The organism is Paenibacillus sp. MAEPY2, assembly GCF_000499205.1.
GTDB classification, from domain to species: Bacteria; Bacillota; Bacilli; order Paenibacillales; family Paenibacillaceae; genus Paenibacillus; species Paenibacillus vandeheii.
In genome coordinates, this window is the sequence record NZ_AWUK01000004.1 from 1 (window position 1) to 25,298 (window position 25,298).

Below are 25,298 nucleotides of genomic sequence, written 5' to 3' on the forward strand. Positions count from 1 at the left end.
CCAATGGCCTTGTCTCTTTGTATAGAATAATTAAAATGTCTGATTATTTCACTGTACGTTCCTGTTCCAATTGATCATAGGACTGCTTAATGGTTGTTAATGTTTCTACATGACGATAGATATTGTTGACTGCGGTAACGAGAATACATAGCATGATCAAGCCTATTAACACTTTTTTCCCCAGCCCCTGACGAAGACCAATGACGAAGCCCCCACCGAGGAGGAAAAACGCAAACAGATAGTGTCCTGCGTACAGGTACATATCGTATTGAAATACCGCTAGCCCGAAACCAACAACGATATGAAGTACAAATGCAAACAGAATGTATGGCGCAAGAGTCCACACTTCCCGTTCACGGATGCCCTTAATAAACCCAGTAAGCGCCAGCAACAGGATAAAAATACCCGTGAGCTGCACATAGATCGGATTCGAACGGGACAGGTCCGTTACAAACGCTACCATGCCCGGGTCCAGCAAATGCACTTTCGGTGACAGCATCGGATTAATCGTTAGCAAGCTTAGAGCCTTCCAATGAACTGCGAACTGGAATGGAGTGGCATAGCTTGTTCCCCCATTTTGAATACCGAGCAACCAATTGCTGACCCAACTGCGACCGCCAAACGCGATGTACTGAATCCCAGTCAATACTACGATGAAAGCAACGGCCAGCGCCATGATTCCGATATACTTTTTCCAACCCGACTTGTTACGCCACGTCCGCAAATTGAAAAACATGGCGGCCGCAAATGGTACAATGTTGGTCGATGTCAGTCCGAAGTTAATGGATGCCAGCAGCGCATTCGGGATGTAACGGACATCTTTGCATTCACGGGTGTATTGCATGTACAGCACAGAGAACAGGATAACAAACTGAACATACGGATAGGAGTCCGGAATCAATGCAGTAAACATCAGATAGGAGCTAAAACCGAATAATAAAGCGAAAAGTAACGGTGTAGCGCTTTGTTTATCTTTTTGATTCAAGAACAGAAATACCAGCACAACCGAGCCCGCATTCACAAGTGACTGCAGGATAAGAAAGAACCAATTTCCGCCCAGTAATTGAGCACCTGCTTCAAGCGTAACCGCCAGAAATGAAATTAACGGATGAATAACCGAAGAACTGTTGGCTCCATAATACATGGAAGGATCAAAGTTAAATAAATTAAGTGGGAACTGCGCCGTACTAAATGGCGTGTATGACCCTAGAAGCTCTGCGTGATCTGCAATGTACGTCACGTAAGACCCGTTCATCAGACCGTAAAAAAGAGCAAAACCCGCAAACAGGCAAAATGCCGTCCAATTGGTTCTGCGATTAACAAATATGTAGTCCAAAAATTTCATGCGTTCACATCCAGTTTCAATTATTCTAGAAAACCAATAAACACAATCCGCCCATAATACAAGCTACACCTATCCAGCGCAAAGGGCCTACGTTCTCCTTAAATGCAAACCGCGCTATAACGAGCGTCCATACATACGTTAAGGCATTGGCAGGCAGTACAACCGTTAACGGAAGAAATTTCAACAATACAATGTTCAGAAGCGCACCTGTACCATAGAATCCAAGCCCTATTAGAACATGCAGCTTTTTGCGGCTGGTGGCGTAGGCTTTCAGACCCGCTCCTCCCATCGCTCCACACAGGGTCATTGCGATCAGTACAGCAATCATCCAGCTATCGATCAACACTGGTCAATGTCACCCCGATTCCAAGCAGCACGACAGCCGCCAACTTCTGCACCGTAATTTCTTCTCCTAGCAAAAAGTATCCATAGATTAGCGCAAACACGTAGCTGGCACACATCAAAGGATAGGCCACAGACAGTTTTTCCAAAGCAAACGCCTTGATCATCAAAATGGCACCCAGTCCATAACAAAGAAAGCCGATGCCCAAATAGATCCACTCAGTCAGACCCCACTTCCAGAACAGTTGGCCCGTCGCTGTAAGAAAGGCGGAGACCAACATCAATAACTTGCCTGTATGGCGCCCTCTTACCTCCCCCACGACAATGCCTCCATCTCCGGCACGCGCTTGTTAATAAAGTATCGCTGACTTACCAACTGCATCACTGGAAGATCGGATAAGGAGTCGGAATAGGAACAGGACTGATCATAATCAATCACCATTTTTTTCTCATCCAGATAGGCCTGAATTCGGCGAACCTTCTCATCCCCTTTGCAATTACTGCCTTCGATCCTACAGGTATAGCCATTCGGGTGACGAACCAGATCGGTACCTATGACATGATCCACCCAAGGGAAGTTTTTAAAATATTTCATATAGGCATGCGGAGATGCAGTCACCAGCAATACGTGGTAACCGGCTTCCTTACGATGCTGCATCTCTACACTTGCCTCCGCAAAAATGGCAGTACGGAGTCGCGTATCAAAAAAATGCTCCAGATCTTCTTCGGACATGCGCTCAATGCTCTTGAAATAGGAACGTTTAACACGTTCAACGCTCATCAGACCTGCCTTGAACAGCGCGGTATGAAATGCAATGACAGGCAATCTCCATACCTGCCACGGGTAACGCCGAACGCCGTAATGTACAAACTGAAACATGGAATCTCTGCGTATAATCGTTTTATCAATATCAAAGATGGCGACTTTCGTGCTTTTCACCCTGATCCCCTCTACCTTCCAGACTCTAACTTTTATTCAAAAATAGCAAAAATCAAAATAACACTGATGACATATAAAATGACCGTGATTAAGATAGGCTTGTCCTCAAATAGAACTCGATCCGGCGAACCACCTTGGTTCTTCATATGAATAAGATACAGATAACGGAACATCCCGTATATGACCAATGGAATCGTCCACATTAAATGAATCGTGCGATCGGATGTGAACGTAAAAAGCGAATAGCTGATAATGGTCGCGGTTGTGACAATGGTATTAAACTGATCCAATAACGTAATCGAATAGTTATCCAGTACTTTACGGTGCGAACCGGTATTTCCCTCAAGCAGGGTAAGTTCATTCCTCCGTTTGCCAATAGCCAGGAATAAGGACAGCAGCATTGTACAAATGAGGAACCACGGCGTAAATGGCACATGAATCAGCACGCCACCCGCAATCGCTCGAAGCACAAATCCAGCCGCAATAGTCATCATATCCAAAATAACGAGATGTTTCAGCACAAATGAGTACGACACATTCAATAGGAAATAAACAATACATAACACTCCGAATAACGGGTTCATCACAAAGGCTGTCCCGACGGAAAGAATCAGCAGCAGAACTCCGAATACCATAGCGTGAGCCGGGTTGACCTGTCCAGAAGCAAGGGGACGGAACATCTTCACCGGATGCTGACGATCTCTGTCGCGATCTACATAATCGTTTAAAATATAAACGCAGCCTGCAACCAGGCTAAATAAAATAAAACCTAACAAAGTCGATAGAATCGTCTCCGTCCGAATTTCCTCAAAAGAGAAAAGCAGTGCGGCAAACAATAGCAAATTTTTGGTCCATTGTTTCGGCCTCAACAGTTTAAGCAAACCTGAAAAGGTATTACCTGTTCCTGCAGCAGGTGTGGACACGGTATTGGTACGAGATGATAACAATTTCCATAACTCCCTTCCAAAGCAACTTCTGACTAAATACATAACGTAAAGATTTAATCATATGTTGCTTGTATAATTTTGTAAAGGGATTACAGGAAGAATTTATAATTTTTTGCATAAAAAAAGAGACCGTTTCCGGTCTCTTTTAGCTACATCATTATGATGATGTGAACTTAAATTAAAATTCGAATTGCACGTCGCTCAGGCGGCGTTTAATTTCAGCGATAACACGTTTCTCTTCTTCTTCCCCTTTAGCTTCAAAGGTAACGGAGAAACGAACAAAGTTACCGGCATCATCCCAAGGAACCGAGGAGATCAGTTTCTCACGGATCAGGAACTGGGAGAAGTCTTCGCCGGATTCAAAGCGGCGGCCACCCACAATCCCTTTTGGCGCTTCAACATACAGGAAGAAGGAACCTTTAGGTTTTTCAGCCTGGAAGCCCAGCTCATTCAGTGCAGCTACCAGCAGGTCATGACGACGGGAATATTTCTCCGCGATTTTTTCCGTGATTTCCGGATGGTTCAATCCATAGGCAGCAGCCTTCTGGATCGCGATGAACTGACCGGAGTCATTGTTGTCTTTTACGTCACTGAATGCTTTTACAACAAGCGGGTTACCTGCTACAAAACCAATTCTCCAGCCTGTCATGTTGTAGGACTTGGACAAGGAGTGCAGTTCTACGCCAACATCCTTCGCACCAGGTACGGACAGGAAGCTGAACGGTTTTTTGCCGTCATATGTCAGTGCTGCATACGGAGCATCATGAACAACGACAACGCTGTATTTCTTCGCCCATTCAACCACTTCCGTAAAGAACTCCACCGTTGCACTCGCACCCGTTGGGTTATTCGGATAGTTCAGATAGAGCAACTTCGCACGTTTTGCAATATCTTCCGGAATGGCCGTCAGGTCAGGCAGGAAGTTGTTCTCCTTGGTCAATTGAATGTTGAATACTTCCCCACCCAGGTATTTGGTGTGTGTACCCATAACCGGATATCCTGGCACGGTCATGATCGTTACATCACCTGGATTGATGAAGCAGGAAGGCATCATAGCCAAAGCCGGCTTGGAACCGATGGAATGCACGATTTCAGTTGATGGGTCGATACCCTCTACATTAAATACATTTTTCAGGTAAGCAGCAGCCGCTTCCTTGAATTCCGGAATACCGTTATCCGCATAACCACGGTTCTCGGGTTTGGAGGCTTGCTCCGCCAATGCAGCTACGATGCCTGCATCTGCCATCTCGTCCGGTTCACCTACGCCGAGGTCAATCAGTTCTACATTAGGAAAATCTTTTTTAGCCGAAGCTTTGGCACGTTTGATTTTCTCGAATTTATAGATGTTGGTGTCTTTACCATAGTTGGAGCCGCCAATACGGTCGGCAAAATTAGTCTGAATGTACGTTTCCTGATATTTATCGATACTCATGATTTTGTTCATCTCCTCATTTGACGCAAATTTCTACACTTTAATATGAAGCATTTGCGCGTTCAAAACCATGGACAAATTATCCGAACATTTGTACTTTCTCGAGCTGTCAGCGACTACGCAATGAGGCCAGAACATCTTCCATATCCTGCGGAAGCGGCGCTGTAAACTCAAGGTATTCTCCGGTCGTTGGATGTACAAAACCGAGAATCGCAGCATGCAGAGCCTGTCCCTGCATTTTGATCCCTTTATTACGGCCATACGTCGGATCTCCAACAAGCGGATGACCAATGAACTTCATGTGAACACGAATCTGGTGGGTACGTCCTGTCTCCAGCTTCAGTTCCAACAATGTGTAGTCATTGATGCGCTCCGTGACAGTAAAATGCGTGACCGCATGTTTACTGTTCCGCTCTGTAACGGTGTACATTTTGCGATCATTGGTATCTCGACCAATCGGTGCATCAATGGTTCCCTGATCGTGACTAAGATGCCCATGAACGAGTGCAATATATCGTCTATTCACACTATGCTCTTTGAGCTGAGCGGCCAACGAAGCATGAGCACGATCATTTTTGGCAGCCATAATCAATCCTGATGTGTCCTTATCAATCCGATGCACAATACCGGGACGTAGCTCTCCGTTAATGCCTGAGAGATCTTTACAGTGATACATCAGTGCATTAACAAGTGTTCCCGACGTATGCCCTGGTGCTGGATGTACAACCAGGCCACGCTGTTTGTTAATAACGATCAAATCACTGTCTTCATATACCACTTCAAGCGGAATGTCTTCAGCAATAATCTCCACAGTCGTCGGCTCCGGAATCAGAAGCTCTATCAGATCACCTTCAAATAATTTGGCGTTGGCTTTGACTTTAGCCCCATTCACCGTTACGAACCCGTCTCCGATCCATAATTGAACTTGAGAGCGCGATACGTTATCCATGGATTCTGTAATATATTTGTCAATTCGTTCCCTATTATGTTCTGCGGCAACCTTCCATTCCATACGATCATTGTCATTCAAGAGTTCATCGTCATGCGTTGACGTATCTCCGTTAATTTGTTCTTCATTTTGCGATTTACTCATGATGTTCATTCCCTTCGACCTTTGCGGCAGCTTTCTCGCGCCGTCCTTCAAGCAGCGTTTCCACAATAATCAGTACCACACCGATACAGATCGCCGAATCGGCTATGTTGAAAATGGGAAACGTGTAGCTTCCAAAATTAAGCTGGATAAAATCGACAACCTCTCCGGTCAAAGCCCGATCCAGGAAGTTACCAATAGCTCCCCCAAGCACCAAACTAAGCGCCACGGGCAGCAATTTGTGCGGAGTATCTTTTACCTTTTGCAAATACCAAACCAAAGCCACCACCACTACCAGCGTAACCACAATAAAGAACCAGCGTTGATCCTGCAAAATACCAAAGGCTGCACCTGAGTTGCGATGTGATGTGATGACAAAGAAATTGCCAATCACCGGAATTTCATCTCTAAGTTCCATCCGGGTTGCAATTAGGAACTTCGTTCCCTGATCGACTAAAAATACGATAAAAGCGAGGATATAATACACCACGTTTGTTTGTCACTCCGTTCTTGTCTTTTCCAAACGATACCAGGCTTAACGCCAGACTTGTTCATTGTAGCACAGCTGTTTGGAAATCGTCCACGACGCGGTACGCCGCGGTCCGGATGGCAAAAACGATAACATTTCCCTTCTGTAAATCTGCACGAAATGGTACATCCTACAACAGAGACAAAATCCGGAGTCCATACGGAACAGAAAGGGGAAAACGATGTCACATTTCACTGCCAAACAACTGCAATTGTTACGTTCCCAACTGATAACCGAAAAGCGTGATATTGAACATAGACTGGAGCAAAACGAACATTATGGTCTTGGTGACTCCATGAAACTCCAGACAGGTGAATTATCACCGATTGACAACCATCCGGGTGATATCGCTACCGAAATGTATGAACGCGAAAAGGATATTTCGCTGCTGGAGCATGATGAATTTCAACTGGAGCGCATTGATTCTGCCCTGCATTCCATCGAGGAAGGACATTATGGAACATGCGCCGTGTGTCAGCAGCCCATCCCTTATGATCGCATGCAAGCTGTTCCTTACACCAAGTATTGCAAAAAGCATCAACCCGAAACCGTTGTCTCCGAAAATCGTCCTGTCGAGGAAGAATTCCTCGCTCCGGCCTTTGGCCGCACAAGCCTGGATGAACGGGATGACCAGAACGGCTTCGACGGCGAAGATGCGTGGCAGATTGTTGAAAGTTGGGGTACCTCCAACACGCCAGCCATGGCTGAGGGACGGGACATCGACAGTTATGATGTTATGGCGATTGAAGCCACAGACGAAGTCGAGGGATGCGTTGAAGCATATGAGAGCTTTGTCGCAACCGATATCTACGGTCATGATGTGTCCATCGTGCGCAATCGGCAATATCGACAGTATCTGGAGAACCGTGAAGGCGAAGGACTGTTAGAACCGGATTTCGATTCGGACGATTCGTATTGATCACTTGACTGACTAATATGTGTTCAACTCCAGCTGTCGTTGCACAATTCGCACAATATCTGCAATGTAATCACCTACAATGGGCAGATTAAGAGCCCCAAGAACCTGTAACACATAAATGATCGTGGCTGCAAAAAAGGTAAACCCGATTGCGATCCCCACGCCGCGTGCTGCTCCGGACAACAGATTAAGTCCAATCAGCTTCCATGGCCGGTTCAGCAATTCTGTGTACTGCGCGATCCGTGAACGTTCGAGCTCATTGGCGAGCCGGTTGGTGAGCGTATGAAGTTCTTCAATTTTGTCCTCTGCATTCTTGGAATGCGTGGATTCTGAATTCAATGGTGATCGGCTATCCTGTTCGTTCATAATTTACTCAGTTCCTTTGATGTATATAGAGTGTTTGCACAATAGAAATCATTGCCCATTTGCTGAAAAACCAAACGAGCCAGGACACAGGATTCTTCTCCTGCATCTGAGGCTCGTTGGCATTTCTGTCTCTATATACTGTCCTATTTGAAATAGAGTTACTCTGTCTCCGTTAAAGTCTGACAAAGCTATCCTTTCTTCAGGACCACCTTACGTGAAAATTACTGTATTACCCCTCGATATATACACCGATGGCTTTTCCTCCGGCTTCAATACGTTGCATCGAATCATTTGTTCCGAAGGTTACTTCGGTAACGAGCACATTCTCACGCAGCACATGTTCAAAGGCCTGAATCGCTGCTTGAAGAGCAGCGTCCACATCCAGCGTCAAACGTACTCTTTTCTCAATCGGCAGATCCAGCTTCTTCCGCGTGTCTTGAACTGCACGAATGACTTCACGGACCCAGCCTTCTTGTTCGAGTTCTGCTGTGATCTCCGTATTGAGAGCTACCGTCAGACCATAGCCGGATGCCGAGGCAAAACCGGATTTGGCTTGTTTCTCCACCAGCAATTCTTCACCCGTCACTTGCAGCTCCTCACCTTCCGGAGAAACGACGTTTAGCACATCCTCTGCTACCACTTTGCGAGTCTCATCCGCTGACATTCCCTTGAAGAAGTTCTGCAGGAAGCCTACGTTTTTACCGTATTTTTTGCCTGCTACTTTCAGATTCAGCTTCAAAGTGAAATCAACGAAGTCCGCATCATCATGCTCGGTACGAATACTTTTGACATTGATCTCATCCTTGATGATCTCTTCATAACTTGCCAGATTGAAACCTTTATCCAGAGAAACGATCAGTTCGGACAACGGTTGACGTGTCTTGATGCCTGTTTCGTTACGAACGTTACGGGCAAGTTCAACGATTCGACGAGCTGTCTCCATATCCTGCTCCAGATCCAAATCAATCAGCGTTTCATTGGCAACCGGATAATCATCCATGTGCACACTCTCACCAGTAGTCAGATTCAGATAGATATCTTCTGCAAGCATCGGTGTGAACGGAGCCACGAGCTTGGCTGTAGTTACCAGCACTTCAGTCAATGTACGGTAGGCGTCCAGTTTGTCTTCTGTCAATCCGCTGCCCCAGAAACGGTCACGGGAACGACGGATGTACCAGTTACTGAGCTCATCCACAAATGCTTCGATAGCTTTGGAAGAGTTCAGGTAGTCGTTAACAGCCAGTGCTTTTTCTACAACGAGAATCAGGCTGTTCAGTCTTGACAAGATCCAGCGATCCAGGTTGTGTGAAGACAGCTTGAACGGATGCTCCTGTGGATCAAATCCATCAATCGTAGCATAGAGCGTCAGGAATGCATGGGTGTTGACCAGCGTATCCACCATTTTGGATTTCGCTTCGCCCACGATACCTTTGGAGAAACGCTTGCTGTTCCATGGTGCGCTGTCAGACAGCAAAGCCCAGCGGAATGCATCTGTACCGTATTCTTCAATCACTTCCCATGGATCGATAACGTTGCCTTTGGATTTGGACATCTTCTGTCCATTCTCATCAAGAACGTGTCCTGTTGCCATAACTGCTTTGTAAGGCGCTTTGCCTGTCAAAAGTGTAGATACGGCCAGCAAGCTGTAGAACCACCCGCGCGTTTGGTCAATTCCTTCACAGATCATATCTGCCGGATATTGCTGTTCGAATGTTTCTTTATTTTCAAATGGATAGTGCTGCTGGGCAAACGGCATGGAGCCGCTGTCGAACCAGACATCGATCACTTCCGGTGTACGCTTCATTTCATATTTGCCACAAGAGCTCATGACTTTGACGTCATCTACATAAGGCTTATGCAGTTCCAGATTCTCAGGCACGTCCCCAATCGCACGGGCACGCAGTTCAGCGATGCTATGTGGGGCGAATTGTTCACCTGTCTCTTCACACACCCAGATGTTCAGTGGCGTTCCCCAATAGCGGTCACGGCTGATATTCCAGTCTACGAGATCTTCAAGGAACTTGCCGAAGCGACCATCACGAACGTGACCTGGATACCAGTCTACTTCACTGTTATTGGCGATCAGTTGATCCTTGATTGCTGTTGTTTGGATAAACCAGCTGTCCATAGCATAGTACAGAAGAGGTGTATCACAACGCCAGCAGAACGGATAGCTGTGCTCATATTTTTCTTTACTGAACAAACGTCCTTTTTCCGACAGGTATCTAACGATATCAATATCGCAATCCTTCACAAAACGTCCGGCAAAATCAGTTACCTGCGGCACAAACTTGCCTTCCAGGTCCACCATGTTCACAAAACTGATGCCATTCTCACGACATACACGATAGTCATCTTCACCATGAGCAGGTGCCATGTGTACAATCCCTGTACCACTTGCATCGGTTACAAATCCAGCGCCCAGGATGATGTTTGCTTTCTCAGCCTGCACGTAGTTGAACGGAGGATTATACGTTTTACCAACCAGATCGGACCCTTTCAGGGAACCGATAACTTCATATTCACCTTTGGCGTCCTTCATAACCTTCTCAACCAGATTGGTCGCCATGATATACACTTCGTTGTCCTGACGAACACGGGAGTAATCCATATCCGGGTTCACGGCCAGCGCAACGTGTGATGGCAATGTCCAAGGCGTCGTTGTCCAGGCAAGCACAAATTCGCCGCTGTCATCCAGCTTGAATTTGGCCGTAGCACTGAGGTCCTTGACGTCTTTGTACCCTTGCGCTACCTCATGGGAGCTAAGTGTCGTCTGACAAGAAGGACAGTACGGACTCACACGGTGACCGCGGTACAGCAGGCCTTTTTCATGAATCGTCGCCAGAATGTTCCACACACTTTCGATGTAATTGTTGTCGAGTGTGATATACGGATTATTCATGTCCGTCCAGTAGCCGATCCCTTCCGTCAGATCACGCCATTGTTGCTCGTATTCGAACACACTCGCTTTACATTCGTTAATGAATTTTTCCACGCCGTAATCTTCGATTTCCCACTTGTGGGAGATACCCAGCTTTTTCTGAACACCCAGTTCTACAGGCAGACCATGCGTATCCCAGCCTGCTTTACGAACGACGCGGTAACCCTTCATAGTGTTATAACGTCCCACGAAATCCTTGATGACCCGTCCGAGTACGTGACCGATATGCGGTTTACCGTTGGCCGTTGGCGGTCCCTCGTAAAATACGAAGTTCGGCTTGCCTTCCCGGTTTTCGATGGATCTTTTGAATGTATTCTCTGTTTTCCATTTGTTTAACACGCGTAGTTCTCTGGCGCGTGCTTTCTCTTTGACGTCAACTCGTTGCATGATTATCTTCCTTTCAACTGTGTTAGATTGTGGACCGTCCACAAAAAGCGTTTCAATCCCCCTAAATCCCCCTTACCAAGGGGGACCCCATAGGCGCTCCGCCCTCTGGACACCCGGGATGGGTTGTCTTTGGCGGGATTGCGGCGGCGTTTGCGAAAGTGTGTATGTTGGAGTCGGCCCTTTTGCGGCTGTCCCCTCCCCAGGAACGCCGCCGGGCCTTACTACGTGGGGGAGCTGCCGGACGCTTCGCTCTTCCGGCAAGTAGCTCTCTCCTTGAGCTCCCTTCGGGCCTCATGGGCGTTCGCTGCTTTTTTTGGACACAAAAAAACCTCATCCCTGGAAAGGGACGAGGTTATACTCGCGTTACCACCCTAATTCTGTTCATCACAAACCACATCCAATATAAATTGGGTATGCTCTGTCATCAACAGCGCTTATGCCCCGCTTCACTACAGCAGGGTGCCGATATAACGTTCGGCTCACGGTTTCGCTTACACACGGCTACTAATTCACCGCTTCAGCGTCACTTCTCCGGGGAGATATTCGGCTATAACTCATCCATTGGCTTGCACCGAACGCCAACTCTCTGAGGGATGAGATCATAACGTACTGAACCCGTCATGGAATCACTATTCATTATGAATATAGTTATAGCCTCTTTACAGGCAAAAGTCAACCAGGCGGATAGACTAATAAATTTCCTTCATTTCCCGCTCACGGTCACGGACTTCCTGTTCCCGGCTCTCCAGCGCTTCCCAACCATCCTGAGTCAGCAGTTCGAGCTGTGCTTCCACAAGTGTACGGAAACGGGCACGGTAGATGGACGCCTGCTTTTTCAGCTCTTCGACTTCCAAAGCAATTTTGCGTGATTTAGACAACGATTCGTTTATGATCCGGTCCGCATTTTTCTCGGCTTCTTTCACGATCAACTGTGCTTCTTTTTTCGCATTGTTCTTCACATCATCCGCAGCTTCCTGCGCAATGATAATCGTTTTGCTCAGCGTCTCTTCAATCGTTGCAAAATGATCAAGCTTCTCCTGTACGGACAGCAACTGATTGCTCAGCTCTTTGTTTTCGCGAATGACGCCTTCGTAATCTTTGATGACTTGATCCAGGAATTCATTGACCTCATCCTCGTCATACCCGCGCAAGCGTCGGGAAAATTCCTTGTTGTGTATGTCCAGCGGCGTTAATGGCATGCTGTCCACCTCCTGTAAAAGTTCCTTCCCGGACCGAGAAGGTTTGCAGCATATGGGTTCCACCCAAGGGGCCGTATATGAGATGCCCAATCCTGGCAACTAATACGGAATGCAGGATCAGACTCTGATCCTTTAGCGATCATATCAACCTTTACACTTTAATGTATATCGGAAACACCGAATGTTTTTTGCACCTTTACCTTAAACATTTCGACAAGAAAGCGGGTTTTCCTGCAACACACTTAGGCAAATTTGCCGATTTTTACGCGACAGCGTCCCTTTTTGGTCAACCCATCCTGTTCCAGCACCTTGAATCGACCAAAACCTTGAATCGAAACCACGTCACCGGCCTTTAGTGATTTGGACGGATCTTCCTCCACTTTCCAATTCACACGACAGCGACCAGCCTTGATCGGGACCAGAACTTTACTGCGACTAAGCCGATACACATCTGCACAGATACCATCCAAACGCAGGGAAGCCACGGTAATATCCATCGTCTCCAGTTTACTTTGGGACCATTTCAGCTGATCCAATGCCAGTAGCTCTGTAAACACATGTACCCGGTGCACCTGGTTCAATTGAAGCGATAAAAAAGCGCCGGTTTCCGACGCCACCACCGTATGGCACCCGTCCTCCAGCACTTGAATATCACCGATCTTGCCACGTTTCATTCCAAGCCCGAGCAGGGCACCCATATAGTCCCCATGCTCCAGCTCTTTAATCTTCTGATCGTCAGACGTAATGCTCATCACCTGCATACCCATATCTTCATCGTCGAGATACCGATAATCCGGTGCAATCAGCGCCCGCTTACGTTCAGCTGTTTCATAACCACCATCCAGACGAATCTGTACATCATCTCGACGGTTAACAAGTGTTTGTAAAATAAAGGCCTGTCTGGGATCAAGAAAGTCAGTTAGCTTCATGTCATGAAACTTGCCTGCACGTTCAACCCAGTCTGAGGCTTTATCCACAAAATCCCGCTCGTCATGACTAAAATGCTCGTAAATTTCACCGCTCATCTATGTTCACCCTACCTAATATACAAAGTATCGGAGGATGGAGATCAGCCCATTAAGCGCAAGTTGCAGAACGATTAACGCCACAATCGGTGAAATATCCAACATACCGAACAAAGGCGGAATAAATCGACGGAAAGGTCTTAGGTATGGTTCCACCAATTTGCCTAGCCATTCACCGATGAAGCTTTCCCGTGCGTTGGGAAGCCATGACATCAATATGTAGACAATGACCATGTAAAAATAAATCTGGTATAGCGTGTACAATACAACTTCAACCTGTTGCAAAAGTGGCTCACCTCATTCTGTTATAATCTTGCTCGCTGTCAGCCAGTATTTCCGTAATTGCTCCCTGAATTTCAACCGTATCTGGCGTACAGAGAAAAATGTTGCCACCAATTTTTGAAATACCGCCGCCCAGTGCATATACTGTGCCACTCAAGAAATCAATGACGCGCAGTGCCTGATCCTGACGCACTCGCTGCAGGTTAACCACAACTGTCCGATGGGAGCGCAGATGGTCAGCGATCTCCTGTGCTTCGTCATAAGAACGCGGTTCATAAAGGACGACTTTAACATTTTTCTGGGAATGAATGCTCACCACATTATTCCCCCTTTGGTTTCTACGTTTATCGAGACTTGAGGTTTCAGCTTCCTGTTGATCAGGATCATGTTCCTCTTGTGCCGCCATACGCTCACGTTCCACAATTTCTTCCTCTTCCTGTAGCCCGAGGAAATTCATAAACTTATTCATTACGCCCATTGTGAACCCTCCTCTTTTCCTACGAGAATCGATCCAAGCCGAACCCAGGTTGCCCCTTCTTCAATCGCCACTTCAAAATCATTGGACATGCCCATCGACAACTCGGTTAATGGCTCTGCCGTCAGAGCTTGTCCATTCAAATGGTCTCTAAGCTCACGTAGTCCGCGAAATACGGGACGTGTAAGCTCCGGATCTTCCTCATGGGGTGCCATGGTCATCAGACCGATGACCTTCAGGTTGTTGAACGAACTGATTTCACGTAAAAAAGAACTCGCCTGTTCAGGCTGCAAGCCATACTTGCTTTCTTCACCCGAAATATTCACCTGCAATAGTGTTTCCACCTGGATGCCAAGAGACGCCGCCTTTTTATCCAACTCCTTGGCCAGGGACAAACGATCCAGTGAATGTATGTAACGGAATTTACCGATGACGTCCTTCACCTTATTCGTCTGTAAATGACCGATAAAATGCCAGGTACCTTGCTGACAGAATGCTTCCCATTTCGCCTGTGCATCCTGCCAGCGGTTTTCGCCAATATGCTCAAGACCGTGGTCCAGCACAGCTCCCGTTGTTTCAAGTGAGACGTATTTCGTGACAGCAATCACATTCACATCTTCACGTTGACGGCCACTGCGCTGACACGCGGCTTCGATCTTCTGATTTACCAGTTGTATACGCTCCTCCAATGACACAGAGGGTCACCTCTCTTCCAGCCCAATCCAGCTCGCCATTCTCCCGGTAATGCCATTTTCTTTACGATATGAGAAAAACAGCTCGGGATTGCAGCTTGTACACCAAGTTGTACATTCGATATGATCCGGCAATATTCCTGCTTTCATCATAATGTGTCGATTGCATTCTTTCAAGTTTAACATCGTTTTTCCATTTCCGGCTGTCCGATATACTTGATTTGAAGCAGAGTTCTTGTATTCATCATTACCCGAGGAATGATCCAGCCAAACCCTTACATGCTGCATAACCGCTTCATCCACTTCATAACAGCAATCCCCAATTGAGGGACCAATTGCAGCACGGATATCCTGTCTGCGACTTCCATATTCCTGCTCCATCTTTTCAACCATCGATTCGGCTATACCGGCAACTGTACCTTTCCATCCCGCATGAGCAAGCCCCACTGCCTGTTGTACGGGGTCATAGAAATAAAGGGGAACACAATCTGCATAAAAGGAAGTCAGCAGCACACCAGGCACATTGGTGACTAAACCATCCGTATCCTGCAATGCAGACTGCCGATCCAGCAAACCTTTGCCACGATCATCAGCTGTAATTACAGTTACATGTTTCCCATGTACCTGTTCTCCACAAGTCCACGATTCCAAAGGGAAACCCAACTTTTCAGCTACAAGTTTACGATTATGTAGCACGTCAGCGGGACCATCCCCCACATGATAGGCACAGTTGAGACTGGCGTAAGGCGCGCTTCCGACACCACCCTGCCTTGTCGTAAAACCGGCTTTCATATGCTTAAAAACCAGTTTCCACGGCTCCACATATAATAACAACGGGTCAGGACCCAAATTTGAGTTCTGGCTTCCCGACCGTATTTCCTTATCCAAAATAAACGGTTCCATCTTCTCACCTCACAACTTCCAGTGTACCAAATGAACCCCGTTCTGTCTCGATTATATCGTTCGGCGCTGGCTGCGATCTAGCCGTTCGATTCGTTCCACCCGGTCCATGCGGTTGTTCTGTTCGTCATACAAGCGTGCTTCACGGTCGCGCTCATCATAGGTAGTTTCCTTCATTTCATCCATTTTAACCAAAATGACATCCGAACCGATCTTCACAATGTTTCTCCATGGGATAATCAGATCCGTTCCCCCGCCGAACAGCCCCATAAAACGACTATAACCCGGCACAACAATCGCTTCGATTCGTCCCTGTTTCAGATCCAGCTCCAAATCACTAATCTGACCCAGTCGTTTGCCATCCGTAATGTTAATAACATCTTTGGTTTGAAAATCCGAAATTTTCATACCGCTGCCCACCGGTTCACCTGTGTTCACTTTCATATGGTCCCGCCCCCCGATTAATCCGCTTCTGCCCGTTCTCCGCTTCTATACAATATATGTTTCATACGCGAAAAATGTCCTCTTTTTCAGAGGAAACTGAACAAATTCACTTCCACTGGTGTCGAAATGCAAAAAGCAAAAAGACGATCCAAGGAATATCTCTTCCCTTGAATCGCCTCATGGCTTGCCCCTTGTTACGACTTCACATGTTTCTGCATTTGTTGTATAGCTGATTTCTCCAGACGGGATACCTGCGCCTGGGAAATGCCAATTTCATCAGCCACTTCCATCTGGGTTTTCCCTTCGAAAAACCGCATCGACAGAATCATTTTCTCCCTTTGACCGAGACGGTGCATCGCTTCACGCAGTGCAATTTCCTCAATCCAGGACACATCCTTGTTTTTGTCATCACTGATCTGATCCATTACATAAATCGGATCTCCACCATCATGATAGATCGGTTCGAAGAGCGAAACCGGGTCCTGAATGGCATCCAATGCAAAAACCACATCTTCCTTCGGCACGTTCAGTACCTCAGAAATTTCGAATATCGTCGGTTCACGAGAGTTTTTATTCGTCAGGCTGTCACGCACCTGAAGTGCTTTATAAGCAATGTCCCGCAAAGAGCGAGATACCCGAATGGGGTTATTGTCGCGCAGGTATCGACGGATTTCACCGATAATCATCGGCACCGCGTAGGTTGAAAATTTGACATTCTGGGATAAATCAAAATTATCAATGGCTTTCATCAGGCCAATACATCCAACCTGGAACAGATCATCGACAAACTCTCCCCGATTGTTAAAGCGCTGAATGACACTGAGTACAAGACGCAGGTTGCCATTCACTAATTTCTCTCTTGCTGAGCGATCATGGTGTTGCTGAAGGGAATGAAACAATTCCCGCATTTCTGTGTTGGTGAGGACAGGCAATTTTGCGGTGTCCACGCCACAAATCTCGACTTTGTTTCGGGTCATCGTGATTTACCTCCCAAGGAGAAACATTAATGTACATTATCTCCGGGGCAGGCTTTTTTATTCGCACTTGGCACCCTTGCCATTAATACCCATTATGAAAAATGCTCCTGTTCAGACCATCTTGTTGAACTCCTTACGGAGTCTTTTAATGATTCTTTTTTCGAGACGGGAGATATAGGATTGGGAGATTCCAAGCAGATCGGCGACATCTTTTTGTGTCTTTTCTTCCCCATCCGTCAGCCCAAAACGAAGCTCCATAATCATTCGTTCCCGCTCGGTTAATTTTTCCAATGCCTTATGCAAAAGCTTCCGGTCTACCTGTTCTTCAATATTCCGATAGATTGTATCGTTCTCTGTACCGAGTACATCGGACAATAATAGTTCATTTCCATCCCAATCAATATTGAGTGGTTCATCAAAAGAAACTTCTGTACGAATTTTACTGTTACGTCTCAGGTACATCAATATTTCATTTTCGATACAACGGGAAGCATAGGTTGCCAGCTTAATTTTCTTTTCCGGGTCAAACGTGTTCACCGCTTTGATCAACCCAATTGCACCGATAGAGACGAGATCCTCGATATTGATACCTGTGTTCTCGAATTTGCGCGCGATGTATACCACCAGCCGCAGGTTACGTTCAATCAACATGGCACGAATCGCCGAATCGCCTGAAGACAGCTTTTGCAACAAAAATTCTTCTTCTTCACGTGTTAATGGGGGCGGTAACGCCTCACTGCCTCCGATATAATAAATCTCTTCACTTTTTAAACCAAGCAGAAATAATAAACGATAGTACTGCAGCTGCGCCACCAGTTTCCATTTTACAAGCATGTACGTTCCTCCTATACCACATTCAGCGGCTTTTCTGTTGCTCCCGCAGAGATAGCCGTAGACTGCGCAGAAGCGGCGTCTTGCACAAGCTCAGGGTGAATCACGGCCTGGTATTTTCCATCGGATGACAGTACGCCCCCGTCCAACCCTATTAATACTTTTGTCGTCTCATAACACATCTCATCCATCGTTACCTTCACCCGGTCTGGCTTCATTGCCAGCATAAACGCAGTTCCTTTGTTAATGCCTCGATAAGGTACCAGCCTTAAACGATTCTGCCAGTGAAAATCCTCCTGATCGAGCTCCATGATAAGGTTGTCCGGCGCCTCATCCTTCAACCTGCCCTTCCATGCAGCAGGCAGCATGTCTTGCCATAACGATACCTCCATGACCATGACGGGCATTCGTGAAAGGGGGTCTGTGAGTTGATTTCCTGTATCCAGAAGGCCTGTACAAGAAATAGTCACCTCGTCAATAAAAACCTCCACTTTACCCAAGTACGTTGTCATTCGGTCTGTTTTACGTTTCGAGCTCTGCACGGCTTTGAATAAAAAAAGCATGGCAAAAAAGACGACAAACGTGAACCAGAAGGCGATTTTCAGATCAAATGACATTCCACCCGATGCCGTGAACCATATGCCGTTGAACAACTCCCCGGAGCTTTGGAGCATGTAATGTACACCCAGAATTCCTCCGGCGGCGACAAAATTGATCACATAGAAGGTGCCTAAAGTCCGTATAAATGCTTGAAGGCCCTTAAACCCAAATGCAATACTCAGCATCACCAGAGACAATCCAAACTTGATCAAAAAGGTGAACATAAAATCAAACTCCGGCACAAACATCATGACGACGTACAACGCACCGACGATCGCGGACAGCAACCATCTCCACCAGACCAGCTTCGTTTTGCGCATCCAGGCCGTCAAGCCGATGAGTGCACCGTCAATACACAGGTTCGTCAAAAAGATAAGATCCACATAAACTACCACATTCTTCACCTGCCTGCGCGCAACATATCGAAATAACGCTATCCCGATATTCATGAGCATATTCACAAGTATAAGGAGCGCACTTTTCAAAGTCTGTCTAATCATGGGGGGACCCTTTCAACTTTTTTTGTCGGAATTACTCAGGCCCCTTGTTCAGAATTTGTTCAATGATGTGTGATAAAATGTAAAAAAAAAGACCCGGTGGCTCCATCAGGAGTACCGGGTCTTCCATAAAATTGATTAACGTATTAATCGTTATTATTATTGCGTGAACGATTGCGTAAAAATGTCGGAATATCCAGCTGATCACTGCTCGGCTGATTTCCGAATGGACGCAGGTTCGGCGAACGGTTATCCGCAGGCTCACTTGCGGGAGTCGGTTTACGTCCAGGTGGTGGTGGAGCAGGTTTATCTTCAAAGCCAGTCGCAATAACCGTTACTTTGATTTCCTCCTTCAGATCCTCATCAATGATCGCACCGAAGATCATGTTTACTTCCGGATCGGAAGCGGACGTAACGATCTCAGCTGCTTCATTAACTTCATACAGGGACAGGTTAATGCCACCCGTAATGTTCATGATAACGCCGCGTGCACCTTCGATGGAAGTTTCCAGCAAAGGACTCATAATGGCTTTGCGTGCTGCTTCTGCTGCACGGTTCTCGCCAGTCGATTCACCAATCCCCATCAGCGCAGATCCACGCTCGTGCATGATCGTTTTGACGTCTGCAAAGTCAAGGTTGATCAGACCCGGTACTGCAATCAGATCGGAGATACCTTGTACCGCTTGACGAAGCACGTTATCAGCTTGGCGGAATGCTTCCAGCATCGGTGTCTTTTTGTCAACAATCTCAAGCAAACGATCATTAGGAATGACGATCAGCGTGTCCACTTTTTCCTTGAGAGCTTCAATACCTTGCTCTGCATGGCTGGAACGTTTACGTCCTTCAAATGTGAACGGGCGAGTAACCACACCAACGGTAAGTGCGCCACACTCTTTGGCGATTTCGGCAATCACCGGAGCTGCACCTGTACCCGTACCGCCGCCCATACCGGCTGTCACAAATACCATGTCTGCACCTTTCAAGGTATTCATGATCAAATCGCGGGATTCTTCCGCTGCTTTTTTACCTACATCCGGGTTGGCGCCAGCGCCAAGACCACGGGTTAATTTATCACCGATTTGCAATTTATGCTCGGATTTTGCCAGGTGTAACGCCTGTGCATCCGTGTTCACCGTAATAAATTCTACACCTTGTACACCATTTTCAATCATTCGGTTGACTGCATTGCTTCCGCCGCCGCCTACACCGATGACTTTAATTTGAGCCAAGCTCTCCATCTCGAAATCAAATTCCAACATATTATTCCATCTCCCCCTCAATGTGCATGGATGGCCCGTCCAATTTTTGATTTGAACCGAATCAATTTCATATATCGACGAACGAAAGCGTTTATTTTAGAACCAGCGCATTCAAACGGCTTCAAGATTGTATGAAATGGATCCAACCTGTTATATAAATTCACTGAACATATTTTTCAGCCGTTCGAACAGACCTGGTTTCTGCTCCGATTCCTGGGCCGCATTCGGCTTAGGACGGTTGGTCGGTTTTTTGTTATTATTGTTGTTATTATTATTTCCACCGCCGTTGTTGATCGAGGGACGAATACGCAAACTGCGGATTACACTGTGCAAAATACCGACACCGCTTGTATAGCCCGGGTCACGCACACCAATATAATCCGGCACTGCAACTCGTACCGAAGCAGCAAGCTCATGCTGAGCTACCTGCAGAACACCCGGCATAGAGACCGTACCTCCCGTTAGTATATAACCTCCCGGAAGATCATTGTAACCAAGACGCTTCACTTCTTGAGAAATCATCTGGAATATTTCCTGAACCCTAGGTTCGATAATAGCCGCCAGATCCTCTTGAGAGAACTCCTTGTCTACATTGCTGCCGATCCGTGTTACTTTGAACATGACATCCGCCGCAGCGTCATCCAGCCATGCGCAGCCATATTTCAGTTTCACCTTTTCGGCTTGATCTGTTAATGTGCGCAAACCATAGGCGATGTCATTGGTTACAAACTCCCCGCCAATAGGCAGGGTTGAAGTTGCAACGAGACTGTCTTCTTCGAAGATGGCGATGGTTGTAGCCCCTGCTCCGATATCAACAAGCACGGAACCCATCGTTTTTTCATCTTTGGATAAAGCCAGTTGACCTGCTCCAAGTGACATGAGTACCAGATCACTTACTTTCAGACCCGCTTTTTCCACGCAGCGCAAAAGATTATGTATCGCGGTTTTTGCACCCGTAATGATGGTCGCCTCCACTTCCAGACGAACACCAATCATACCACGGGGGTCCTGTATGCCTTCCAAGCCATCTACAACATACTGCTTGGCTACAACATCAATAATTTCCCGTTCCGGTGGGACCGCAATCACTTCGGCTGCTTTCAACACCCGCTCCATGTCTTCTTCTCCGATTTCACGATCCTCGTTAGACACTGCCACGACGCCGTGACTGCTCATCAGTCCGATATGATTTCCCGAGATTCCAACATATACTTCGGATATTTGAATACCTACCATACGTTCTGCATGATCCACTGCATTGCGGATCGATTGCACCGTCTGATCGATATCTACGATTACACCTTTGCGAATTCCCTCCGAGTCGGCAGATCCAACTCCAATAATATTAAAGGTTCCATTATTCATTTCCCCAATAATAGCGCGAATTTTGGATGTACCGATGTCCAAACTAACAATGATGTCATTGTTGCTCAAGTCTGTGGCACCTCCTGACTCCAAATAGTAAAATACGTTCGGGTTTAAACACTCTTAAAACATATTCAACACACTTTAGGCTTTCCCTCTTTTTTCTACAATTTTTTTGGGTGCCAAGATCTGGTTGTGAGACATAAAACCTTGAAGAAAAAAGAAGGAGGCAACTTAGGTGCCATATTCAAGTGTATCATTTTTTCTTCGTCTCAGAAAGAACAACTTTCACTGGATAAGAGGGGCTAAACCCCGATCCCGCCTGGTTTTGAATGCAGCTTAACCGAATTAAAGGCGGAAATCAGGGAGTTGCTCCTAGTTCAGCATCTTCTTCCGGGTTATCCGGAATGAAAGGCACGTACGTATCGGCCTCCAGCATCGTGATTTTCCCTGGCCGTTCCGTCTCAATGACCTGATTGAGATACTCTACCTTATCGGACAATAGAGAGACGGTTGTAATCACTTCAAACTGTGACTTGGTATACATCCGAATCTGATCCGGGAATGAAGGCGTAGGATTCGGAATAATCTCTGAAATATCCGTCGTTAGTTCATTCGGGATCTTGGCTAACGCTTCACTCAGCTTGGCCTTGAGCGGATCATCAGCCTTCCATTGGGTTAATATAGGTTTCTCTACGGCAACTCCAATGTTGGCAGGAACCGTTAAGCTTGTCCCGCTTGCCAGTATGGCTTTTAGCGTACCGTCAGAACCAAGTTCATACGCAACCGTTGGATATTCCTGCACCTTGATAAGAATAGTACCCGGAAATTGTTTATCCACAGTTACGGTTGATATAGCCTTGATCGTTTTCAGTCGCTCGATCACATCAGCCGAGCTTGTCCCAAAAAACTGTTCGCCCTCCTTCAGACCGCTTTTCTCCAGCAGTTCCGAAGTTGTTGTGTATACATTACCCGTAATCTCAATTGCCGAAATCCGACTCATCGAAGAACGAAAAAAAAGTACAGCAAGTAATACAATAAAAAGAAGTAATAGAATAAAAACAATTTTACGGCTTGTGTTTCGTTTGGGCCGATTCTTCTTCAGAACCGGAATTTGGCTTTTAGGCATAGGTCGCGCTCCACAAAGCCTCCGGCCCCCTTCCCTTAAGAAGGGGACTCAAAGGACGTTAATTGGCAAAATCCAGCTGCTTCGAAACGGGGGACTGTCGCTCAACCGAAGCTCCCAAACTCTGAAAGAGCTTCTCGATACGATCGTACCCTCTATCAATATGATGCACTTGCTCCACAACCGTTTTTCCCTGGGCAGCAAGGCCAGCAATGACTAATGCCGCACCTGCACGCAGATCGGTTGCTTCCACTGTAGCCCCGTACAAGCGGGGAACACCACGGATAAATGCTGCATTCAGGTCTACCGAAATATCGGCACCCATGACATTCAGCTCATCCACATGTTTGAACCGACCCTCGAATACCGTTTCCTTCATCACACTAAAACCGTCAGCCAGACTGAGCAGCACCATAATTTGCGACTGCAGGTCTGTTGGGAATGAAGGATACGGAGAAGTCACAATGCGGTCTACTGATTTGGGACGGCTCATACAGCTCACCGTCATTATATCATTGCAGACTGTGATTTGAACACCAGTACGCTTCAACACATGTATAAGGGAAGTAAGATGGGCCGGATTGCAGTGTGTAAGCGTTACATTCCCTCTCGTTGCTGCGGCCGCAATCATCACCGTTCCAGCAACGATCCGATCCGGTATAATTTCATAAGAGCAAGGCTTGAGTTTCTCCACACCACTAATCGTAATCGTATCCGTACCAGCACCGATAATTCGTGCACCCATCGCATTCAGAAAATGTTGCAGGTCCTGTATTTCTGGTTCTCTGGCTGCATTAAATATCGTTGTTGTGCCCTCAGCCGTAACGGCTGCCATCATAATATTTTCTGTGGCTCCTACGCTGGGGAAATCCAGATGAATATCTGTACCTATCAGCTTACGCCCACGGCAAATGATCTGCTGATCCAACTCTTCAATCGAAGCTCCGAGCGCTTCCAGGCCCCGAAGGTGAAGATCAATTTTGCGTTCCCCGATTGCACAGCCACCTGGCTGGTACACGGATACTTGCCCAAACTTAGCCAGCAATGGTCCCATTAAAAAAATGGAAGAACGCATCTGTTTCATGAGATCCTCAGGCACATCATATGACCGGATGGACGACGTATCTATCGTCACTGTTCCCTGTTCATGCCGACACGTGCATCCAAGTCGTTCCAGGATATACAGCATCACTTCGATGTCCAGCAAGTGCGGAACGTTGTGCAGCGTAATTTCTCCGTCTGCCAACAAACTTGCGGCCATGATCGGTAAAGCGGCATTTTTTGCTCCATGGATGCGTATGGATCCTGAGAGGGGTTTCCCGCCTTCAATCACCAATTTGTCCAATGTATCACCTCCGGGGTTTACCGTTCACCCACTACGAAGACTTCCGGTACCAGGTTAATACCGTTTTGAGATGATATAGTGCTCTGAATCTGCTGCATTAGGGTGATAACGTCCTCTGCTGTTGCTTGGCCTGTATTGACAATGAAATTGGCATGCATGGTGGATACCTGTGCGCCTCCCTGAGTCATACCCTTTAGCCCCGCTGCTTCAATCAGACGAGCGGCATGATCACCAGGTGGATTCCGGAACACACTGCCAGCACACGCCATCTGCAGTGGCTGTGTACGGCGCCTACGGTCTTTGTAAGCTGCCATGGATTCCGAAATGACTTTGCGTTCTCCCTGCTGGAGTGCAAATGTAGCCTCCAGCACGATGCCTCTCCGGTCATGCAGAACAGAGTGGCGATAAGCAAACTCCATGTCCTCCTTGCTGTAACGTACCAATTCCCCTGTCTCCAGTACAATCTCAGCGGATTGAAATATCCGTGACACATCCGATCCATGGGCACCAGCATTCATATATACGGCTCCCCCGACCGTTCCGGGGATGCCGCTGCCAAATTCCAAACCGGTCCACTCTTTTTTGGCAGCAACAACACTGAGTTTAACAAAGGAATGTGCCGCTCCGGCAGTTACCCCGCCCTCGTGAAACTCGGCATAATCAAAGCCTTCTCCCGGTTTCACAACAACTCCGCGTATTCCCTTGTCGGACACCAGCATGTTTGAACCCCGTCCAAGCTGCATCCATGGGATCTGATGCTTGTGCAGTAAGTGGATGAGATTAACCATCTGCTCTTTGTTTTCCGGTATGACCAGCGCATCTGCAGGACCGCCGATCTTCCATGTGGTGTATTTGGCTAGCGGCTCGTTTTCAAGAACATTGCCGACATTGTTCTGGGATAGTAGCGATATCCACTGCTGCATATTAACATCCTCCTTTACTTCAAAACCGATGAGCACGGCAGTTTACATTGCTGCTGGCCGTGTTGCATCGCCATGGAACGATTGTCACGATTTATAGGGTATCTTATGTCAGTCCCGCCG

The 25,298-nt window shown here is 46.9% G+C and carries 26 protein-coding genes and 1 other annotated feature; of the genes, 1 reads left to right on the top strand and 25 read right to left on the bottom strand.

Going from position 1 to position 25,298, the window contains the following annotated elements; all coding sequences use genetic code 11:
- Nucleotides 1-43 precede the first annotated feature (43 nt).
- The 8 genes from P364_RS0101480 to lspA all read right to left on the bottom strand — a co-directional run bounded on the left by P364_RS0101480 (nucleotide 44) and on the right by lspA (nucleotide 6,586).
- A complete protein-coding gene (locus tag P364_RS0101480) occupies nucleotides 44-1,345 on the bottom strand; it encodes a DUF6080 domain-containing protein (RefSeq protein ID WP_024628392.1) in 1,302 nt (433 codons plus the stop codon).
- A 25-nt stretch (nucleotides 1,346-1,370) separates the two neighbouring features.
- Nucleotides 1,371-1,691 carry an EamA family transporter gene (locus tag P364_RS0101485; protein WP_236642199.1) on the bottom strand — a complete coding sequence of 107 codons (321 nt, stop codon included), beginning with the start codon at nucleotides 1,689-1,691 and terminating at the stop codon, nucleotides 1,371-1,373.
- Complete coding sequence (locus tag P364_RS0101490) at nucleotides 1,678-1,968, bottom strand: EamA family transporter (protein WP_090810048.1); 291 nt, start codon at nucleotides 1,966-1,968, stop codon at nucleotides 1,678-1,680. The genes P364_RS0101485 and P364_RS0101490 overlap by 14 nt, the downstream gene beginning before the upstream one ends.
- Before the next feature lie 26 nt (nucleotides 1,969-1,994).
- Complete coding sequence (locus P364_RS0101495; RefSeq protein WP_024628395.1) at nucleotides 1,995-2,627, bottom strand: HAD family hydrolase; 633 nt, start codon at nucleotides 2,625-2,627, stop codon at nucleotides 1,995-1,997.
- Nucleotides 2,628-2,659: 32 nt separating this feature from the next.
- Nucleotides 2,660-3,574: a decaprenyl-phosphate phosphoribosyltransferase gene (locus P364_RS0101500; protein WP_024628396.1), complete on the bottom strand. Its 915-nt coding sequence runs from the start codon at nucleotides 3,572-3,574 to the stop codon at nucleotides 2,660-2,662.
- A 178-nt stretch (nucleotides 3,575-3,752) separates the two neighbouring features.
- Complete coding sequence (locus P364_RS0101505) at nucleotides 3,753-5,006, bottom strand: LL-diaminopimelate aminotransferase (protein ID WP_024628397.1); 1,254 nt, start codon at nucleotides 5,004-5,006, stop codon at nucleotides 3,753-3,755.
- A 109-nt stretch (nucleotides 5,007-5,115) separates the two neighbouring features.
- A complete protein-coding gene (locus P364_RS0101510; RefSeq protein WP_024628398.1) occupies nucleotides 5,116-6,099 on the bottom strand; it encodes an RluA family pseudouridine synthase in 984 nt (327 codons plus the stop codon).
- A complete protein-coding gene (gene lspA / locus P364_RS0101515; protein WP_024628399.1) occupies nucleotides 6,092-6,586 on the bottom strand; it encodes a signal peptidase II in 495 nt (164 codons plus the stop codon). The genes P364_RS0101510 and lspA overlap by 8 nt, the downstream gene beginning before the upstream one ends.
- 220 nt (nucleotides 6,587-6,806) lie before the next feature.
- On the opposite strand from lspA, the gene P364_RS0101520 reads away from it, so the two are divergent.
- Nucleotides 6,807-7,544: a TraR/DksA C4-type zinc finger protein gene (locus tag P364_RS0101520; RefSeq protein WP_024628400.1), complete on the top strand. Its 738-nt coding sequence runs from the start codon at nucleotides 6,807-6,809 to the stop codon at nucleotides 7,542-7,544.
- Nucleotides 7,545-7,556: 12 nt separating this feature from the next.
- On the opposite strand, the gene P364_RS0101525 is transcribed toward P364_RS0101520, so the two are convergent.
- The 17 genes from P364_RS0101525 to murB form a co-directional block, all read right to left on the bottom strand.
- A complete protein-coding gene (locus P364_RS0101525) occupies nucleotides 7,557-7,910 on the bottom strand; it encodes a DUF5665 domain-containing protein (protein WP_024628401.1) in 354 nt (117 codons plus the stop codon).
- A gap of 229 nt (nucleotides 7,911-8,139) precedes the next feature.
- On the bottom strand, nucleotides 8,140-11,238 hold the full coding sequence (gene ileS, locus P364_RS0101530) for an isoleucine--tRNA ligase (RefSeq protein WP_024628402.1): 3,099 nt from the start codon (nucleotides 11,236-11,238) through the stop codon (nucleotides 8,140-8,142).
- A gap of 339 nt (nucleotides 11,239-11,577) precedes the next feature.
- Nucleotides 11,578-11,869, bottom strand: a binding site (T-box leader).
- A 58-nt stretch (nucleotides 11,870-11,927) separates the two neighbouring features.
- Entirely contained in the window at nucleotides 11,928-12,437 is a 510-nt protein-coding gene (locus P364_RS0101535) for a DivIVA domain-containing protein (protein ID WP_024628403.1), read from the bottom strand.
- Between the two features lie 242 nt (nucleotides 12,438-12,679).
- Nucleotides 12,680-13,462, bottom strand: coding sequence for a YlmH family RNA-binding protein (locus tag P364_RS0101540; RefSeq protein WP_024628404.1), 783 nt, complete (start codon nucleotides 13,460-13,462; stop codon nucleotides 12,680-12,682).
- 15 nt (nucleotides 13,463-13,477) lie between these two features.
- Nucleotides 13,478-13,747, bottom strand: coding sequence for a YggT family protein (locus P364_RS0101545; RefSeq protein WP_024628405.1), 270 nt, complete (start codon nucleotides 13,745-13,747; stop codon nucleotides 13,478-13,480).
- Nucleotides 13,748-13,754: 7 nt separating this feature from the next.
- Complete coding sequence (locus P364_RS0101550; RefSeq protein ID WP_024628406.1) at nucleotides 13,755-14,222, bottom strand: cell division protein SepF; 468 nt, start codon at nucleotides 14,220-14,222, stop codon at nucleotides 13,755-13,757.
- Nucleotides 14,213-14,914 carry a YggS family pyridoxal phosphate-dependent enzyme gene (locus tag P364_RS0101555; RefSeq protein ID WP_024628407.1) on the bottom strand — a complete coding sequence of 234 codons (702 nt, stop codon included), beginning with the start codon at nucleotides 14,912-14,914 and terminating at the stop codon, nucleotides 14,213-14,215. Before P364_RS0101555 ends, P364_RS0101550 begins: the two co-directional genes overlap by 10 nt.
- A 6-nt stretch (nucleotides 14,915-14,920) precedes the next feature.
- The gene (gene pgeF / locus P364_RS0101560) at nucleotides 14,921-15,814 is read right to left on the bottom strand and encodes a peptidoglycan editing factor PgeF (protein WP_024628408.1); all 894 of its coding nucleotides are present in this window, start codon (nucleotides 15,812-15,814) and stop codon (nucleotides 14,921-14,923) included.
- A gap of 51 nt (nucleotides 15,815-15,865) precedes the next feature.
- The gene (locus tag P364_RS0101565; RefSeq protein ID WP_236642200.1) at nucleotides 15,866-16,255 is read right to left on the bottom strand and encodes a YlmC/YmxH family sporulation protein; all 390 of its coding nucleotides are present in this window, start codon (nucleotides 16,253-16,255) and stop codon (nucleotides 15,866-15,868) included.
- Between the two features lie 194 nt (nucleotides 16,256-16,449).
- On the bottom strand, nucleotides 16,450-17,232 hold the full coding sequence (sigG, locus tag P364_RS0101570; RefSeq protein WP_024628410.1) for an RNA polymerase sporulation sigma factor SigG: 783 nt from the start codon (nucleotides 17,230-17,232) through the stop codon (nucleotides 16,450-16,452).
- Nucleotides 17,233-17,343: 111 nt separating this feature from the next.
- Complete coding sequence (gene sigE / locus P364_RS0101575) at nucleotides 17,344-18,066, bottom strand: RNA polymerase sporulation sigma factor SigE (RefSeq protein ID WP_017687308.1); 723 nt, start codon at nucleotides 18,064-18,066, stop codon at nucleotides 17,344-17,346.
- 11 nt (nucleotides 18,067-18,077) lie between these two features.
- Nucleotides 18,078-19,058, bottom strand: a complete 981-nt coding sequence (spoIIGA, locus tag P364_RS0101580) for a sigma-E processing peptidase SpoIIGA (RefSeq protein ID WP_024628411.1) — start codon at nucleotides 19,056-19,058, stop codon at nucleotides 18,078-18,080.
- Between the two features lie 248 nt (nucleotides 19,059-19,306).
- Nucleotides 19,307-20,419 carry a cell division protein FtsZ gene (ftsZ, locus tag P364_RS0101585; RefSeq protein WP_024628412.1) on the bottom strand — a complete coding sequence of 371 codons (1,113 nt, stop codon included), beginning with the start codon at nucleotides 20,417-20,419 and terminating at the stop codon, nucleotides 19,307-19,309.
- A 150-nt stretch (nucleotides 20,420-20,569) separates the two neighbouring features.
- Nucleotides 20,570-21,853, bottom strand: coding sequence for a cell division protein FtsA (gene ftsA, locus P364_RS0101590; RefSeq protein WP_024628413.1), 1,284 nt, complete (start codon nucleotides 21,851-21,853; stop codon nucleotides 20,570-20,572).
- Nucleotides 21,854-22,145: 292 nt separating this feature from the next.
- Nucleotides 22,146-22,913 carry a cell division protein FtsQ/DivIB gene (locus P364_RS0101595; protein ID WP_024628414.1) on the bottom strand — a complete coding sequence of 256 codons (768 nt, stop codon included), beginning with the start codon at nucleotides 22,911-22,913 and terminating at the stop codon, nucleotides 22,146-22,148.
- Between the two features lie 58 nt (nucleotides 22,914-22,971).
- Nucleotides 22,972-24,255, bottom strand: a complete 1,284-nt coding sequence (gene murA, locus P364_RS0101600; protein WP_024628415.1) for a UDP-N-acetylglucosamine 1-carboxyvinyltransferase — start codon at nucleotides 24,253-24,255, stop codon at nucleotides 22,972-22,974.
- A gap of 17 nt (nucleotides 24,256-24,272) precedes the next feature.
- Nucleotides 24,273-25,178, bottom strand: a complete 906-nt coding sequence (murB, locus tag P364_RS0101605) for a UDP-N-acetylmuramate dehydrogenase (RefSeq protein WP_024628416.1) — start codon at nucleotides 25,176-25,178, stop codon at nucleotides 24,273-24,275.
- Nucleotides 25,179-25,298 lie beyond the last annotated feature (120 nt).

What these genes read in the sequence shown, in the direction of transcription:
- P364_RS0101480 (WP_024628392.1), bottom strand. Translation starts at nt 1,345, where the DNA reads ATGAAATTTTTGGACTACATATTTGTTAATCGCAGAACCAATTGGACG.
- P364_RS0101490 (WP_090810048.1), bottom strand. Translation starts at nt 1,968, where the DNA reads ATGTTGGTCTCCGCCTTTCTTACAGCGACGGGCCAACTGTTCTGGAAG.
- P364_RS0101505 (WP_024628397.1), bottom strand. Translation starts at nt 5,006, where the DNA reads ATGAGTATCGATAAATATCAGGAAACGTACATTCAGACTAATTTTGCC.
- P364_RS0101510 (WP_024628398.1), bottom strand. Translation starts at nt 6,099, where the DNA reads ATGAGTAAATCGCAAAATGAAGAACAAATTAACGGAGATACGTCAACG.
- P364_RS0101520 (WP_024628400.1), top strand. Translation starts at nt 6,807, where the DNA reads ATGTCACATTTCACTGCCAAACAACTGCAATTGTTACGTTCCCAACTG.
- P364_RS0101525 (WP_024628401.1), bottom strand. Translation starts at nt 7,910, where the DNA reads ATGAACGAACAGGATAGCCGATCACCATTGAATTCAGAATCCACGCAT.
- ileS (WP_024628402.1), bottom strand. Translation starts at nt 11,238, where the DNA reads ATGCAACGAGTTGACGTCAAAGAGAAAGCACGCGCCAGAGAACTACGC.
- P364_RS0101535 (WP_024628403.1), bottom strand. Translation starts at nt 12,437, where the DNA reads ATGCCATTAACGCCGCTGGACATACACAACAAGGAATTTTCCCGACGC.
- P364_RS0101540 (WP_024628404.1), bottom strand. Translation starts at nt 13,462, where the DNA reads ATGAGCGGTGAAATTTACGAGCATTTTAGTCATGACGAGCGGGATTTT.
- P364_RS0101550 (WP_024628406.1), bottom strand. Translation starts at nt 14,222, where the DNA reads ATGGGCGTAATGAATAAGTTTATGAATTTCCTCGGGCTACAGGAAGAG.
- pgeF (WP_024628408.1), bottom strand. Translation starts at nt 15,814, where the DNA reads ATGGAACCGTTTATTTTGGATAAGGAAATACGGTCGGGAAGCCAGAAC.
- P364_RS0101565 (WP_236642200.1), bottom strand. Translation starts at nt 16,255, where the DNA reads ATGAAAGTGAACACAGGTGAACCGGTGGGCAGCGGTATGAAAATTTCG.
- sigG (WP_024628410.1), bottom strand. Translation starts at nt 17,232, where the DNA reads ATGACCCGAAACAAAGTCGAGATTTGTGGCGTGGACACCGCAAAATTG.
- sigE (WP_017687308.1), bottom strand. Translation starts at nt 18,066, where the DNA reads ATGCTTGTAAAATGGAAACTGGTGGCGCAGCTGCAGTACTATCGTTTA.
- ftsZ (WP_024628412.1), bottom strand. Translation starts at nt 20,419, where the DNA reads ATGTTGGAATTTGATTTCGAGATGGAGAGCTTGGCTCAAATTAAAGTC.
- P364_RS0101595 (WP_024628414.1), bottom strand. Translation starts at nt 22,913, where the DNA reads ATGCCTAAAAGCCAAATTCCGGTTCTGAAGAAGAATCGGCCCAAACGA.
- murB (WP_024628416.1), bottom strand. Translation starts at nt 25,178, where the DNA reads ATGCAGCAGTGGATATCGCTACTATCCCAGAACAATGTCGGCAATGTT.